The following is a 13,362-nucleotide window of genomic DNA, read 5'->3' on the forward strand; positions in this document are numbered from 1 at the left end:
CACAATCGACCGCCGGGCCGGTGGGCGTCGCCGGCGGCATGGCGTCACGCACCGGCGCGGCGCCGATCAGCAGGATCAAGGCAAGGGGGGCAAACCGCATCGTCACTCTCCGGCCACGACGACCGCCCCGGGCAACGGACCGGGCGGCGGCGTCTTGGGCTTGAACGCACATAGGTCGGCAACGATGCACCGCCAGCATTCGGGCCGCCGCGCCTTGCAGACATAGCGGCCGTGCAGGATCAGCCAGTGATGCGCGTGGCGGCGAAAGGGCGCGGGCGTCACCTTCACCAACACGTCCTCGACCTTGAGCGGCGTCTTGCCAGGGGCGAGCCCCGTGCGATTGCCGACGCGGAAGATGTGGGTGTCGACCGCGATCGTCTCCGCGCCGAACGCGACGTTCATCACCACGTTCGCCGTCTTGCGCCCGACGCCCGGCAGCCGCTCCAGCGCATCACGGTCGGCGGGCACCTGGCCGTCATGCTCGGCGAGCAATTGTTCGGAGAGCGCGATGACGTTCTTCGCCTTGGCATTGTAGAGCCCGATCGTCCTGATGTGCCGCTTCAACGCTTCCTCGCCCAGCGCCACCATCGCGGCGGGGTCCTGCACCCTCTCGAACAGCGGCCCCGTCGCCTTGTTGACCGACACGTCGGTCGCCTGCGCTGACAGCGCGACCGCCACCAGCAGCGTATAGGGATTGAGATAGGCGAGTTCGGTCTGCGGATCGGGGTCCGTCTCGGCCAGGCGGCGGTAGAGTTCGAAGACGTCCGCGCGTTTCAGGCCGACATGTCCATCGCCTGCGTCATGTGCAACGTATCGGCATATTGCTGGAAAGCGACGATCCGGCCGTCCCGAACGCGGCAAACATGCGCGAATTGCGTGCGCATCGGCTTGCCGCTCGCCTTGTTCACGCCGGTATAATGTCCGAGCCCGATCGCGACGTCGCCCGCATCGAGCAGTTCGTCGGGCGTGGCGGCGAACGCGTCCCACTCGCCGACACAGCGCGCAAAGACGCCGTGGAGCACCGCTTCGGGCCCGATATAGGGGTTCCCGTCAGCATAGGGATGGTTGTTCGCCTCGTTCCAGACGATATCGGGCGCCATCGTCGCCAGCGCGCCGGGGACGTCCCCCTGTGCAAAACAATCGTAGAGCCGCTGGACCACCGCCACCGCACCGTCTGCCATCGCCATCCCCTACAAGTCGAGCACGTCTCTCATCCGATACCGCCCCGCCGGCCTGGCCGCCAGCCACAGCGCCGCGCGCACCGCACCGTGCGCGAAGGTGGTGCGGTCCTGCGCAAGGTGCGTCAGCTCGACCCGCTCGCCGTCGCCCGCGAACACCACACTGTGGTCGCCGATCACCGATCCCCCACGCAGGGACGCGAAGCCGATCGTCCCCTCCGTCCGCGCGCCGGTCAGACCCGCGCGGCTGTCGACGCGGAGCTCGCCCAGCGTGCTCCCCCGCCCCGCCGCCGCCGCCTCGCCGAGCAGCAGCGAGGTGCCCGACGGCGCATCGACCTTGTGCTTGTGGTGCATCTCGACGATTTCGATGTCCCAGTCGAGCTTGGCCGCCGCCTCCCGCACCAGCTGCGCCAGCAGGGTCACGCCGAGCGACGTGTTCCCCGTCTGCAGCACCGCGATGTCGCGCGCCGCCGCGTCGATGAGCAGCTGGTGCCGATCGCGCAGCCCGGTGGTGCCGACCACGATCGGCTTCCCCGCCCGGCGCGCGGCGTCGAGGTGCCGCTCCAGCGCGGCGGGGGCGGAGAAGTCGACCAGCACGGCGGCAGCGGCGGCGACCGGCGCCGGATCGTCCTGCGCGTCCGCCCCGCCGGCATGGCGCGCGCCGGCCGCCTCGATCGCCAGCGCGATCGCACGGCCCATTCGCCCGGCGCTGCCATAGATGCCGATCGCGGTCATGCCGATCGATTGGCACAGCGGCACCGCCCCGTCACCTTGACTTTTGCGCGCAGTTGCGCCATGTGCACGGGATCGAGGCGTTTAACGCAGCGTGATCGCCTGGGGTTCGGCCTTGGGCTGGCTCCGCCTCGGTTGCTTGTTCAGGGCTTCCCAAAATCACGCGGGGGTTCAATCCACCCCGCCCCTCGTGCGCCTTGCTGCGCCCGAGCACGGCACGCATATTGAAAGTGCTCTTTTCCCATGTCATTCGACCATCTCGGCCTGTCCGAGCCGCTCACCCGCGCGCTGACCGCCAAGGGGTATACCACCCCGACGCCGATCCAGCGCGACGCCATTCCCACCGTGCTGGAGGGCCGCGACCTGCTCGGCATCGCGCAGACCGGTACCGGTAAGACCGCCGCCTTCGTCCTGCCCTCGATCCAGCGCCTCGCCGCCGACGCCAAGCGCGTCCTGCCGACGCATGTCCGCATGCTCGTCCTCGCGCCAACCCGAGAGCTCGCCGGCCAGATCGCCGAGAGTGCCCGCGCTTATGGCCAGTTCAGCCGCCTGTCGGTCGCGACGGTGTTCGGCGGCACCTCGATCGCCAAGAACCGGCAGGACCTGCAGCGCGGCGTCGACATTCTCGTCGCCACGCCCGGCCGCCTCCTCGACCTGGTCGAGCAGCGGCTGTGCAGCCTCTCGCAGATCGAAATCCTGGTCCTCGACGAGGCCGACCAGATGCTTGATCTCGGCTTCATCCACAGCCTCAAGAAGATCGTGCGGATGGTACCGCGCCAGCGCCAGACGCTGTTTTTCTCCGCCACCATGCCGACCTCGATCCGCGAGTTGGCGAGCCAGTATCTGACCAATCCGGCGACCGTCGCGATCAAGCCCGCCGCCACCACCGCCGAGCGCGTCGAGCAGCACGTCACCTTCGTCAACCAGACCGAGAAGCAGGCGCTGCTGACGATGGTGCTGCGCTCGGAGCCGATCGATCGCGCCCTGGTCTTCACCCGCACCAAGCACGGCGCCGATCGGGTCGTGAAGCTGCTGGCCGGCAACGGCATCGCCGCCAACGCGATCCACGGCAACAAGTCGCAGCCGCAGCGCGAACGCGCGCTGGCGGAGTTCAAGAGCGGCAAGGCGACCATCCTCGTCGCGACCGACATTGCCGCACGCGGCATCGACGTCTCCGGCGTCAGCCACGTGATCAATTTCGAGCTGCCCAATGTGCCCGAGCAATATGTCCACCGCATCGGCCGGACGGCGCGGGCGGGGGCGAGCGGAATTGCGATCAGCTTCTGTGCCGACGACGAGCGGCCCTATCTGCGCGACATCGAGAAGCTGACGCGGCAGAAGGTCGAGGTCCGGCCGCTGCCCGACGACTTCCTCAACCAGGCGAACGCGCTCCGCGCCGTGCGGGTCCAGGCGATCGGCGCCGATCCGGCGCCCAGGGAATATGGGCGCGAGGATCACCAGCGCGGCCCCGCCCGCCCGCGCGCCACCCACGCGCCGCAGGCGACGCACGGCTCCGCGCAGGCGCAGGGCAACGGCCGCAGCTATGCCAACGCCGGCCGCCGCGGCGGCAGTGGCGGTGGCAGTGGCAGTGGCAGTGGTGGTGGCCGCGGGCGCGGCCGCCCGGGTGGTGGCCGCAGCATGGCGGCGCGGTGATCCGCCGGGGACATTCTTCGCCTGAAGAATGTCCCTTCCGCTGCCCGGATATTCCGGCCGCGCCGCCCGTTCACGCTCCCGAACAGGAATCGGAGCGCAAACAATGGACGTGTCCACCACCCCCGCGGTCGAGCGCATTGCGCGCGTCCTCGCCGGCCAGCGCATCAGCGTCAATGCCGATGGCGACGCCGAGTCCGCCGGCAAGCAGATCGACGGCGTCTGGCGCGATTACCTGCCCGACGCGATCGCCGTGCTCAAGACGCTGCGCGAACCCGATCAGGCGATGGCGGCGGTTGGCGACCCGCGCGTCTGGGAAGCGATGATCCTTGCCGGGCTGGAGCAGGGTACGCCAGAGACCGTGGTGCTTTGACCGCCGGGGTGTGCTGGAGCGGGCACGGCTCGCCTGAAAAAAGCTGTCCTACAAGGACTGCGCCGTGTCATGCCGGTCGACGCTCTTTGACTTCGCCGCCCTGATGGTACCGCGCCGTGCGCGTGTCCTCCCTCGATCCGGGGATCATGCGTCCAGGCGTGACCTTCCTTTGATCGCGATCGGCTTCAGACAATGATGCGACCAGCCGCAACTTCGACAACTTCCGGCCGTCCGCTCAGCTTTTGACGGTCAGCCACTCCCCCTCGTCCGCTCGGACGCTGCGCATCCGGTTCGCCGGATCGGCCGCATCCTCATAGCCGATCGCCATGCCGCAGAAGAGCATCCGCTCCGCCGGGGTGCCGAGGAACTTCTCCACCGTCTGCGGATAGACCGCCCAGCATTCCTGCGCACACGTCGCCAGCCCGGCGTCAACCGCCAGCAGCATCAGGTTCTGCAGGTACATGCCGCAATCGGCCCATTGCGGCGGACCCATCCGCCGGTCGACGGTGCAGAAATAGGCGGCGGGCGCGCCAAAGAACTGGAAGTTGCGCGCGAACCATTGCAGCCGGTCGGCCTTGCTTTCGCGCGGGATGCCGAGATGGCCGTACAGCTGCTCGCCGACCGCAAAGGTGCGGCCCTTGTGCAGGTCGGTCATCTCGCGCGGATAGATGTCATAGCCCGGCTGCTCCTTCTCGCCAGCCGCCAGCTTGGCGCGCATGATCGCCTTCAGCTCGGCCATCGCCTCGCCCTGAACTATGTCGATGTGCCAGGGCTGGATGTTGCCCCCTGTCGCCGCCCGCCCGGCGCGCACCGCCAGCGCCCTTAACAGGTCGGGATCCACCGGCCTGTCGACAAACCCGCGCACCGATCGCCGCGCTGCTACCGCCTCGCTTACGTCCACGAACCACCTCTTGCCGCTCCGCCCGATTTGGGCGACAGGGGCGAGGATAACAGTTGTTATGGAGAAGCGACAATGGCCGAGGCTTACATCGTCGAGGCGGTGCGCACGGCGGGCGGGCGGCGCGGCGGCAAGCTGGCCGGCTGGCACCCGGCCGACATGGGGGGCGCGGTGCTCGATGCCGTGGTCGACCGCACCGGCATCGACCCTGCCGCGGTCGAGGACGTCATCATGGGCTGCGTCAGCCAGGGCGGCGAGCAGGGCTTCCAGGTCGGCCGCGGCGCGGTGCTGGCGTCCAAGCTCCCCGAATCGGTGCCCGCCGTCACCATCGACCGCCAGTGCGGCTCGTCGCAGCAGGCGATCCAGTTCGCCGCCCAGGCGGTGCTGAGCGGCACCCAGGACGTGGTGATTGCGTCCGGCGTCGAGTCGATGACGCGCGTCCCGATGGGCTCGACCGGTATGCTCTTCCACCAGGCCGGGCTCGGCAAGGCAAAGTCGACCCGGCAGGAAGTGCGCTACCCTGGCATTCAGTTCAGCCAGTTCATGGGCGCGCAGATGATCGCCGACAAATACGGCTTCACCCGCGACCAGCTCGACGCATACGCGCTCGAGTCGCACCGGCGCGCCGCCGCGGCGACGCAGCGCGGCGACTTCAAGGACGAGATCGTCGGGCTGGAGATCGAGACGCCGGATGGCGAGGCCCGTCACACCGTCGATGAGGGCATCCGTTTCGACGCGACTTTCGAAGGCATCCATTCCGTCAAGCTGATCCAGGAGGGCGGGGTCATCTCCGCCGCCAACGCCAGCCAGATCTGCGACGGCGCGTCGGCGGTGCTCGTCGTCAGTGAAAAGGCGTTGAAGGAGCACGGCCTGACCCCGCTGGCGCGCATTCACAATCTGACGGTGACGGGCGGCGACCCGGTGGTGATGCTGGAGGAGCCGCTGTTCGCGACCGACAAGGCGCTGAAGCGGGCTGGTCTCAGCATCGGGGACATCGACCTGTACGAGGTCAACGAGGCGTTCGCGCCGGTGCCGCTCGCGTGGCTCAAGCATACCGGCGGCGACCCGGCGAAGATCAACGTCAACGGCGGCGCGATTGCGCTCGGCCATCCGCTCGGCGCCAGCGGCACGAAGCTGATGGCGACCTTGGTCCACGCGCTCCACAAGCGCGGCGGCCGCTATGGCCTGCAGACGATGTGCGAGGGCGGCGGGTTGGCGAATGTGACGATCGTCGAGCGGGTTTGAGGAGCAGGACAAGCAATGAAACTGGACAACACCGTATCTGCCGTCGTCACCGGCGGCGCCTCCGGCCTCGGCGCAGCCACCGCGCGCGCCCTTGCGGCGAAAGGCGTCAAGGTCGCGCTCTTCGACCTGCAGAAGGAGAAGGGCGAGGCGGTCGCGGCTGAGATCGGCGGTATCTTCTGCGAGGTCAACGTGACGTCGGACGATAGCGTCGTCGCCGGCTTCGAGAAGGCCCGCGCGGCGCACGGGCAGGAGCGCATCCTGGTCTGCTGCGCCGGAACGGGTGCGGCGATGAAGACGGCAAGCCGCTCGAAGCAGGACGGCAGCATCAAGCATTATCCGGCCGACGCCTTCAACTGGCTTATCCAGATCAACCTCGTCGGCACCTTCCGCTGCGTCGCCTTGTCTGCTGCGGGAATGATGACGCTGGACCCGCAGAACGAGGACGGCGAGCGCGGCGCGATCGTCAATACCGCCAGCGTGGCGGGCGAGGATGGGCAGATGGGCCAGGTCGCCTATGCCGCGTCGAAAGCGGGCGTGATCGGCATGACGCTCCCGATCGCACGGGATCTGATGAGCGAAGGCATCAGGATCAACACCATTTTGCCCGGGATCTTCGAGACGCCGCTGATGCTGGGCGCCCCGCAGCAGGTAAAGGACGCGCTGGCCGCGTCGGTGCCTTTCCCCAAACGCCTCGGCAAGCCGGAGGAATATGCCGGTCTGGCGCTGACGATGATCGAAAACGGCTATTTCAACGGCGAGGACGTCCGGTTGGACGGCGCGATCCGGATGGCGCCGCGCTGAAGCGGGCGGGCCGGCCCGCCTGCACTTGGGCCAAGCCGTCCGACGACGCGGGATCCACGTCCGCGTCGGCCTCTCCGTTGAAGGATCGCAATGCCCCGTCCACTCGCCTGGCGGCTGTCAGCTGATGCTTATCCGCACAGCCAGTCGGTCCAGACGCGCTTTCAAGACATGGATGTGCTCGGCCATCTCAACAACGTCGCCTTTGCGGCGCTATTCGAGACCGCGCGCACGAAGTTCAACCATGCGATCGGCCTGTGGGCCGGCCTACAGCGGCGGCGCTCGGTCGTCGCCCAGGTGGAGATCAATTACCTCGCCGAGGGCAGCTATCCCGAAGACGTCGTGATCGCGACGGGCATCGGTGCAGTCGGCACCCGCAGCTGGGAAATCCTGGCTGCGATGTTCCAGCACGACCAATGCATCGCCACCTGCGACGTCACGATCGTGATGGCGATCGGCGAGGACGGCAGCGCCCTGCCCGGCGACTTCCGCGCCACGTTGGTTGAATGGGCGGCCCGCGGCAGTCGGGAAGCCGCCTAGTCGGCGAACACCGCGGCCCGCTGTTCGCGATGCGCCGCGACCTGTTCCATCATGTTGGGCTGGCCGATCACCTTGACCTGCTCATCGGTCTCGGCCTGCAGCATCGCCAGCGGGTTGGCGTCGTGCGCCATGTTGCACAGCCGCTTCGCACCGCGGATCGCGTGCGGGCTCTTTGTGGCGATTTCCCGCGCCAGCGCCATCGCGGCGGCATGGGGGTCGTCGACGATGCGCGTGATGAAGCCGAACGCCTGCGCCTCCGCCGCCTCGAACTCACGCGCCGTGTAGGTCAGCTCGCGCAGCACATCGTCGCGGACCAGCGTCCGCCATAGCGGAAATCCTGCCATGTCCGGCACCAGCCCCCAATGGACCTCACGGATCGCGAAGCGAGTACCGGGCGCGGCGATGCGGATGTCGGCGCCCGACATGATCTGGAAGCCGCCGCCAAAGGCGACGCCGTGGACCGCGGCGATCACCGGCATCGGCAGGGTGCGCCAGCCCCAGCTGACATGCTGCGGCAGGATCGCGCCTTGCGCATTGCGCGCGCGACCGGTGCCGCTGCCGCCGGCCGCCATGCTGGCCATGTCCAGCCCGGCGCAGAAGGCGCGGCCTTCCCCCGACAGGACGACGCAGCGGACGTCGGTGCGATCCGCCAGCGCGTCGATCGCCGCGCCGATCCCTTCGAACATCGCCGGGTCGAGCGCGTTCATCTTGTCGGGCCGGGCGAGGCGCACATCGGCGATGCCGTCCTCAATCGCGGTGGTGACCCGTGTCGTCATCAAGCATCTCCTGCGCCACCCCGCTACCGCGCGGCAGGACGCTCGGCAATCGCCAGACGATAGCCGCGGCCACGCTCGGTGATCACGGTCACCATGCCGCCGGCCAGCTTCGCCCGCAGCCGCGAGATATGCACGGCGATGACGTTGGTGCCGGGATCGAAATCGCGGCCCCACAGCACCATGTGGAGGGTTGCGTGGTCGACCAGCGCCGGCGCCTGCCGCGTCAGGTACAACAGCAGCGCATATTCACGCGGCAGCAGCGGCAGCGGCAGTCCGGCGAGCGTCGCCTGCCGCTCGACCGGATCGATCGCGATGTCGCCGAACACCAGCTGTCCCGGCGGCGAGCGGCGGATCAGCGCCGCAAGGCGCGCCGCGACCAGACCATCGGGATCGGAGCGGAGCACCACGTCATCCGCGCCGCCGTCAAGCAGCGGGCCCGCGTCCCGCGCAGAGCGCACCTCGACCACCGCGGGGCAGAGCGGACGCGGCTCCCCCTCCGCAACCAGCGCCGCGACGGCGCCCAAGGCGACGGCGCGCACCGCGAGCCCGCGCTCGGCGAGCAGCGCGGCCAACGCCGGACGCTCGACACCGAGGAGCAGGACCGGTCGCACCCCCGGCTTGTATCGCCGCCCCGCCACGCGCAGCCGCCATCAAACTCCGTTCTGGAGGTGACTTCGGGCAGCTTCACGACGTTGACGCCAACCACGACGCTGTTTCAGCATTTTGCGCGATCCCCGGTTCACGCAATTGCTAAGCGGGGCGTCCGTGCGGCCGTCAGTTAATTCGCTGCAATGTTGTGAATCGGCGGGTCGGATGTGTAGGGCGGGCCATGTCCACAGCCTTCGATCCACACCGTTTCGCCGCCGCCGGATTTGGCGGGCATGGCGGGCGGCTGGGCATCGCCTATCACGCGCACGGACCCGATTGGGTCGAGCTCAAGCTGCCGTGGAGCGATGAGCTGGTCGGCGATCCGGCTCGCGGTGTGCTGGCGTCGGGACCGATCATCGCGCTGATGGACATGGCGACGAGCTTTGGGGTGTGGCTGAAGCGCGGGGTGTTCGTGCCGCATGCGACGCTGGACCTCCGGGTCGATTACCTGCGGCCCGCGACGCCAGGGCAGACCGTGATTGGCCGCGGCGAGTGCTATCGCGTGACCCGCGCCATTTCGTTCGTGCGCGGCCAGGCCCACGACGGCGATCCGGCCGACCCGCTCGCCCATGTCGCCGGCACCTTCATGCTGACCGAGGCGTGACCGCGCTGCCGCCCTATGCCCGGATGCTCGGACTGGTGACGGAGCCGCGCGCGGAGCAGGCACCGCTGCTGGTCATGCCCTTCACCGATGCGGTGCTCGGACGCCCCGGATTTCTCCACGGCGGCGCGATCACCGGGCTGTTGGAGATGGCCGCGATCGTCGCGCTGCGCCATGCACTGGGCGAGGAAGACGGTGCCGAGGCGGACGGCGAGCAAGAGGCCCGCATCAAGCCCGTCAACGTCACCGTCGACTTCATGCGCGGCGGCCGCGACAAGCCGACCCGTGCCGAGGGCGTCGTCACCCGGCTGGGCGGGCGGGTTGCCAATGTCGACGCGACGGCGTGGCAGGACAGCCCCGACAAGCCGATCGCCCGCGCGCGGATGAACTACCTGCTCGTCCGCGACTGACCGCCGGCGACAGCGACTAGGGAGACGTGGGCGTCAGCCGCAGCAGCCGCCCGCCCGACCCGCGCTCACCATCCTCCAGCAGCCACACCGCGCCGTCTGGCGCCTGCGCCACGTCGCGGAGACGGGCGTTCATGTCCCACTGCTCCGCAGGCGTTGCGCGCTCGCCGTTTAGCGCGACGCGGATCAGCGCCTTCCCCGACAAGGCCGCGATCAGGGCGGAGCCGCGCCAGCCGGGGAACATGGTGCCGGAGTAGATGATCATGCCGCCGGGCGAGATCGACGGGTTCCACCACGCCTTGGGTGCGACGAAGCCATCGGCATCGGGGCCATCGGGGCGATGGTCGGGGATGTCGACGCCGTCGTAGTTCGAGCCGTTCGACGCGCGGGGCCAGCCGTAATTGCCGCCGCGCCGGATCAGGTTGAGCTCGTCGCCGCCACGCGGGCCCATCTCCACCTCCCACAGCCGCCCGCTGACATCGAAGGCGAGGCCGTAGGGATTGCGGTGGCCGCTCGACCAGGTGGCCGCGGGCGCGGTGTTGGGCCCGGGGCTGCGCCATTCGCGCGTTTGGGCGGTCGCGGCGGCGGCGGTGTCGCGCGGCGGATCGATCACGCCGACGACGCTCGCGCCGGTGCGGCCGAAGCCCGGGTTATCGGGCGCGGGACGGCCGTCGAGCGTCAGGTGGACGATCTTGCCCAGCGCCTGATCCGGATCCTGTGCGGGTGTGAAACGCTGGCGCTCGCCCGACGCGAGGAACAGCGAGCGGCCGTCGGGCGCAAAGGCGATGGTCGCCCCGAACTGCCCGCCCTGCCCGTCCGATCCGGCGCGCCAGATGACCTGCAGGTTCCGGAGTTCGGCGCCGCAGGGTGCCACGACACATTCGGGGCGGTCGTAGAGCACGGCGCGGGCGAGCGCGAGGCTGCTGCCCGTCGTCCGAGGCTCGGCGTAGCTCAGATAGACCATGTGACTGTGCGGGAAATCGGGCGCGACCGCGACGTCGAGCAGCCCGCCCTGCCCGCCCACCGCCACCTCAGGAACATTGGCGACCGTGCTGGTCAGCGTCGGATGACGCCCGTCCCACTCGACCAGCTTCAGCACGCCGCCCTTCTCCGTCACCAGCAGCCGCCCGTCGGGTAGAAACGCCAGCGCAAAGGGCTGCCGAACCTGCGCGACCGGCGCCGCCACGAACGGCCGTGTCGCAGCGGGCGCCATGTTGGCGCGGCCCGACAGCGCGGCCGGCTCCTGTGCGGAGGTGCAGGCGGCGAGCGCGAGGGCGGTGAGGATCAGGCGGCGCATGGATGCTCCTCCAAAGGTCACACTAGGGTCACACCAAAACGGCGTTTCCGCTGCAACCGCTCCTGCGTGGCGACGGCGGTAACAGCGTTGCGCGACGACTTCATGTCCGACGCCTACCGGCACGGAGCCTTGTAGGACAGCAACATCTGTCGCTTGCGCGTGCGCCGGGGGCGCGATTAGCATCACCCGCATGACACGGGGGAAACAATCAAATCGGCGTCGGGCTGCGCTGGCCGCGGCGGCGGCAATGCTGGCGACGCAAATCGGGGCCGCGCCGCCGCCCGACCGGCCGAGCGCGGCCGATTTCGGCGCACTGCCGGTGCTGGCCGACCCGGTGATCGCGCCGGGCGGCGCCCGGCTGGCAGCGCGAACGCTGGCCGACGGCAAGACGCGGCTGATGATCGCGGAGATCGCGACCGGAAGTCGAAGCTTTGTGGCCCTGCCCGAGGGCGCAGATCTCGACTGGTTCCGCTGGGCCGGTGACGGCACGCTGCTGATCGAGCTGAGCACCACGGCGACGCTCCTGGGCCTGCAGCTGCGGCTGCCCCGCCTCCTTGCCTATGACGTCGCGACCCATGCCGATCGGCGGGTCGCGACCGCGGGCGAGGGGCTGGGCCGCGACATCGTCCACATCGATCCGGCCGGGCGGTTCATCCTCGAGACCGGTCTGCGCTCGTACACCGCCACGCCGTCCGTCTACCGCGTCGACCTGGCGACCAATGCCGTCATCGAAGTCGTGCCGCCGCGGCCGCACGTCTGGAGCTGGTTCGCCGACAGCGCCGGCGTGGTCCGCACCGGCATCGGCGTCGACAACGAACGCTGGTGGATCGATTTTCGCACGGACGCGGCCGCTCCGTTCGTCAGCTCCCCGCATCACGACGGTCGAGCCGACCGCGACCAAATCGATACGCTGGCGCTAGCGCCCGGCGCGAGCCGCGGCTTCGCCGTTGCGACCGGCGAAAGCGGGCGGTTCGGGCTGTACCATTACGACTTCACCGCGGGCCAGATCGGTGCGCTGATCTATGAAAATCCGGTCGCCGACGTGACGGACGTCGATGTCGGCGCCGACGGCCAGCCCGCCTCCGTCAGCTACACCGATGACCGCGCCAGGGTGATGTGGTTCGACCCCGGTCTGCGGGCAGTGCAGACCCGGATCGAGCGGGCGCTGCCCGGCATGAGCGTGCGCCTGACCTCGTTCAGCACCGACCGGCAGCGGCTGATCGTCTGGGCGACCGCCGCCGACAACCCCGGCGCCTATTACCTGTTCGACCGGCGCACCGGCCAGCTGATGCTGATCGCCGCACCCTATGAGCGGCTGGCGGGCAAACGGCTCGCCGAAATGACACCGGTCACCTATGCGGCGCGCGACGGCCTGCCGATTCCCGCCTATCTGACCGTGCCGCCCGGGCGCGAGCCGCGGGATGCGCCGATGGTGGTGCTGCCGCATGGTGGCCCGTTCGCCCGCGACGAATGGGGTTATGACGTGTGGGCGCAGTCCCTCGCGAGCCGGGGCTATGTGGTGCTGCAGCCCAATTTCCGCGGCTCCACCGGCTATGGCCGCCGCTTCGTCGAGCGCGGTTACGGGCAATGGGGCCGCGGCATGCAGGACGACATCGACGACGGCGTCCGCTGGCTGATCGGGCGCAGCATCGTCGACGCGCACCGGGTGTGCATCATGGGCGGTTCGTTCGGCGGCTATGCGGCCGAGTGGGGCGCGGTGCGCAACCCCGATCTGTACCGCTGCGCCATCAGCCTGGCGGGCGTGTCCGACATCAAGGCGCAGCTGTCCTATAACCGGCGCGACTTCGCCGCGCCGCGTTATTTCCGCGACTGGCGGGAGCGGGTGCAGGGCGCCGACACCGTTTCGCTCGACGCCCTGTCGCCGCTGAAGCGAGCGGCCGACCTACGCATCCCATTGTTCATCGCTCATGGCGATGCCGACACGGTGGTGCCACCCGAACAGTCGCGCAGGTTGATGCAGGCGCTGACCCGAGCGGGGCATCCGCCGGACTATCATGTCTATCCGGGCGAGGGGCACGGCTTTTCCAAGCCGGAGGATCAGGTCGACTTCCTGCAGCGGGTGGAAGCCTTTCTGACGCGGTACAATCCCGCCTGACGCGGGGCGCTTGCCCACTGCCCGGCCTTCGACTATATCCGCCTCATTCTCTTACATCGTCAGATGACAAGAGGCTGCGGGGCTTGGCTCCGCGGCGCCGACG

General features: G+C 69.2%; 15 protein-coding genes. 8 read left to right on the plus strand and 7 right to left on the minus strand.

The window, feature by feature from the left end; genetic code table 11:
* Window positions 1-102: 102 nt before the first annotated feature.
* From nth to dapB, 3 genes are read right to left on the minus strand one after another with little or no spacing between them, the layout of a single operon-like run.
* A complete protein-coding gene (gene nth, locus ACP2AD_RS03740; RefSeq protein ID WP_425228862.1) occupies window positions 103-777 on the minus strand; it encodes an endonuclease III in 675 nt (224 codons plus the stop codon).
* Window positions 774-1,181 (minus strand): nuclear transport factor 2 family protein, encoded by a 408-nt coding sequence (locus ACP2AD_RS03745; protein WP_425228752.1) that lies wholly within the window; start codon window positions 1,179-1,181, stop codon window positions 774-776. Before ACP2AD_RS03745 ends, nth begins: the two co-directional genes overlap by 4 nt.
* 9 nt (window positions 1,182-1,190) lie before the next feature.
* On the minus strand, window positions 1,191-1,913 hold the full coding sequence (dapB, locus tag ACP2AD_RS03750; RefSeq protein WP_425228863.1) for a 4-hydroxy-tetrahydrodipicolinate reductase: 723 nt from the start codon (window positions 1,911-1,913) through the stop codon (window positions 1,191-1,193).
* Between the two features lie 240 nt (window positions 1,914-2,153).
* Here dapB and ACP2AD_RS03755 point away from each other — a divergent pair, with 240 nt between their 5' ends.
* Together ACP2AD_RS03755 and ACP2AD_RS03760 are read left to right on the plus strand one after the other, a co-directional pair.
* Window positions 2,154-3,563, plus strand: coding sequence for a DEAD/DEAH box helicase (locus ACP2AD_RS03755; RefSeq protein WP_425228753.1), 1,410 nt, complete (start codon window positions 2,154-2,156; stop codon window positions 3,561-3,563).
* A gap of 103 nt (window positions 3,564-3,666) precedes the next feature.
* On the plus strand, window positions 3,667-3,933 hold the full coding sequence (locus ACP2AD_RS03760) for a hypothetical protein (RefSeq protein ID WP_425228754.1): 267 nt from the start codon (window positions 3,667-3,669) through the stop codon (window positions 3,931-3,933).
* 235 nt (window positions 3,934-4,168) lie between these two features.
* Here ACP2AD_RS03760 and ACP2AD_RS03765 read toward each other — a convergent pair whose 3' ends face one another.
* The gene (locus ACP2AD_RS03765) at window positions 4,169-4,834 is read right to left on the minus strand and encodes a nitroreductase family protein (protein WP_425228755.1); all 666 of its coding nucleotides are present in this window, start codon (window positions 4,832-4,834) and stop codon (window positions 4,169-4,171) included.
* A gap of 72 nt (window positions 4,835-4,906) precedes the next feature.
* On the opposite strand from ACP2AD_RS03765, the gene ACP2AD_RS03770 reads away from it, so the two are divergent.
* From ACP2AD_RS03770 to ACP2AD_RS03780, 3 genes are all read left to right on the plus strand, one after another.
* The gene (locus ACP2AD_RS03770; RefSeq protein WP_425228756.1) at window positions 4,907-6,076 is read left to right on the plus strand and encodes an acetyl-CoA C-acetyltransferase; all 1,170 of its coding nucleotides are present in this window, start codon (window positions 4,907-4,909) and stop codon (window positions 6,074-6,076) included.
* A gap of 15 nt (window positions 6,077-6,091) precedes the next feature.
* The gene (locus tag ACP2AD_RS03775; protein WP_425228757.1) at window positions 6,092-6,877 is read left to right on the plus strand and encodes an SDR family NAD(P)-dependent oxidoreductase; all 786 of its coding nucleotides are present in this window, start codon (window positions 6,092-6,094) and stop codon (window positions 6,875-6,877) included.
* 90 nt (window positions 6,878-6,967) lie between these two features.
* Complete coding sequence (locus tag ACP2AD_RS03780; protein WP_425228758.1) at window positions 6,968-7,414, plus strand: acyl-CoA thioesterase; 447 nt, start codon at window positions 6,968-6,970, stop codon at window positions 7,412-7,414.
* Here the strand turns inward: ACP2AD_RS03780 and ACP2AD_RS03785 are convergent.
* Together ACP2AD_RS03785 and ACP2AD_RS03790 are read right to left on the minus strand one after the other, a co-directional pair.
* Window positions 7,411-8,190: a crotonase/enoyl-CoA hydratase family protein gene (locus tag ACP2AD_RS03785; RefSeq protein ID WP_425228759.1), complete on the minus strand. Its 780-nt coding sequence runs from the start codon at window positions 8,188-8,190 to the stop codon at window positions 7,411-7,413. The genes ACP2AD_RS03780 and ACP2AD_RS03785 overlap by 4 nt on opposite strands.
* A 23-nt stretch (window positions 8,191-8,213) precedes the next feature.
* Window positions 8,214-8,828: a winged helix-turn-helix domain-containing protein gene (locus ACP2AD_RS03790; RefSeq protein ID WP_425228760.1), complete on the minus strand. Its 615-nt coding sequence runs from the start codon at window positions 8,826-8,828 to the stop codon at window positions 8,214-8,216.
* Between the two features lie 191 nt (window positions 8,829-9,019).
* Between ACP2AD_RS03790 and ACP2AD_RS03795 the strand changes: the two genes are divergently transcribed.
* Complete coding sequence (locus ACP2AD_RS03795) at window positions 9,020-9,442, plus strand: PaaI family thioesterase (protein ID WP_425228761.1); 423 nt, start codon at window positions 9,020-9,022, stop codon at window positions 9,440-9,442.
* A gap of 23 nt (window positions 9,443-9,465) precedes the next feature.
* The gene (locus ACP2AD_RS03800; RefSeq protein ID WP_425228864.1) at window positions 9,466-9,849 is read left to right on the plus strand and encodes a PaaI family thioesterase; all 384 of its coding nucleotides are present in this window, start codon (window positions 9,466-9,468) and stop codon (window positions 9,847-9,849) included.
* A 16-nt stretch (window positions 9,850-9,865) separates the two neighbouring features.
* Here ACP2AD_RS03800 and ACP2AD_RS03805 read toward each other — a convergent pair whose 3' ends face one another.
* A complete protein-coding gene (locus ACP2AD_RS03805) occupies window positions 9,866-11,143 on the minus strand; it encodes a PQQ-dependent sugar dehydrogenase (RefSeq protein ID WP_425228762.1) in 1,278 nt (425 codons plus the stop codon).
* 247 nt (window positions 11,144-11,390) lie between these two features.
* Between ACP2AD_RS03805 and ACP2AD_RS03810 the strand changes: the two genes are divergently transcribed.
* On the plus strand, window positions 11,391-13,259 hold the full coding sequence (locus ACP2AD_RS03810; protein WP_425228763.1) for an alpha/beta hydrolase family protein: 1,869 nt from the start codon (window positions 11,391-11,393) through the stop codon (window positions 13,257-13,259).
* The last annotated feature ends 103 nt before the right edge of the window (window positions 13,260-13,362 follow it).

The sequence above is a fragment of the Sphingomonas sp. genome (assembly GCF_965248875.1).
In the GTDB taxonomy this organism is placed as follows: domain Bacteria; phylum Pseudomonadota; class Alphaproteobacteria; order Sphingomonadales; family Sphingomonadaceae; genus Sphingomonas.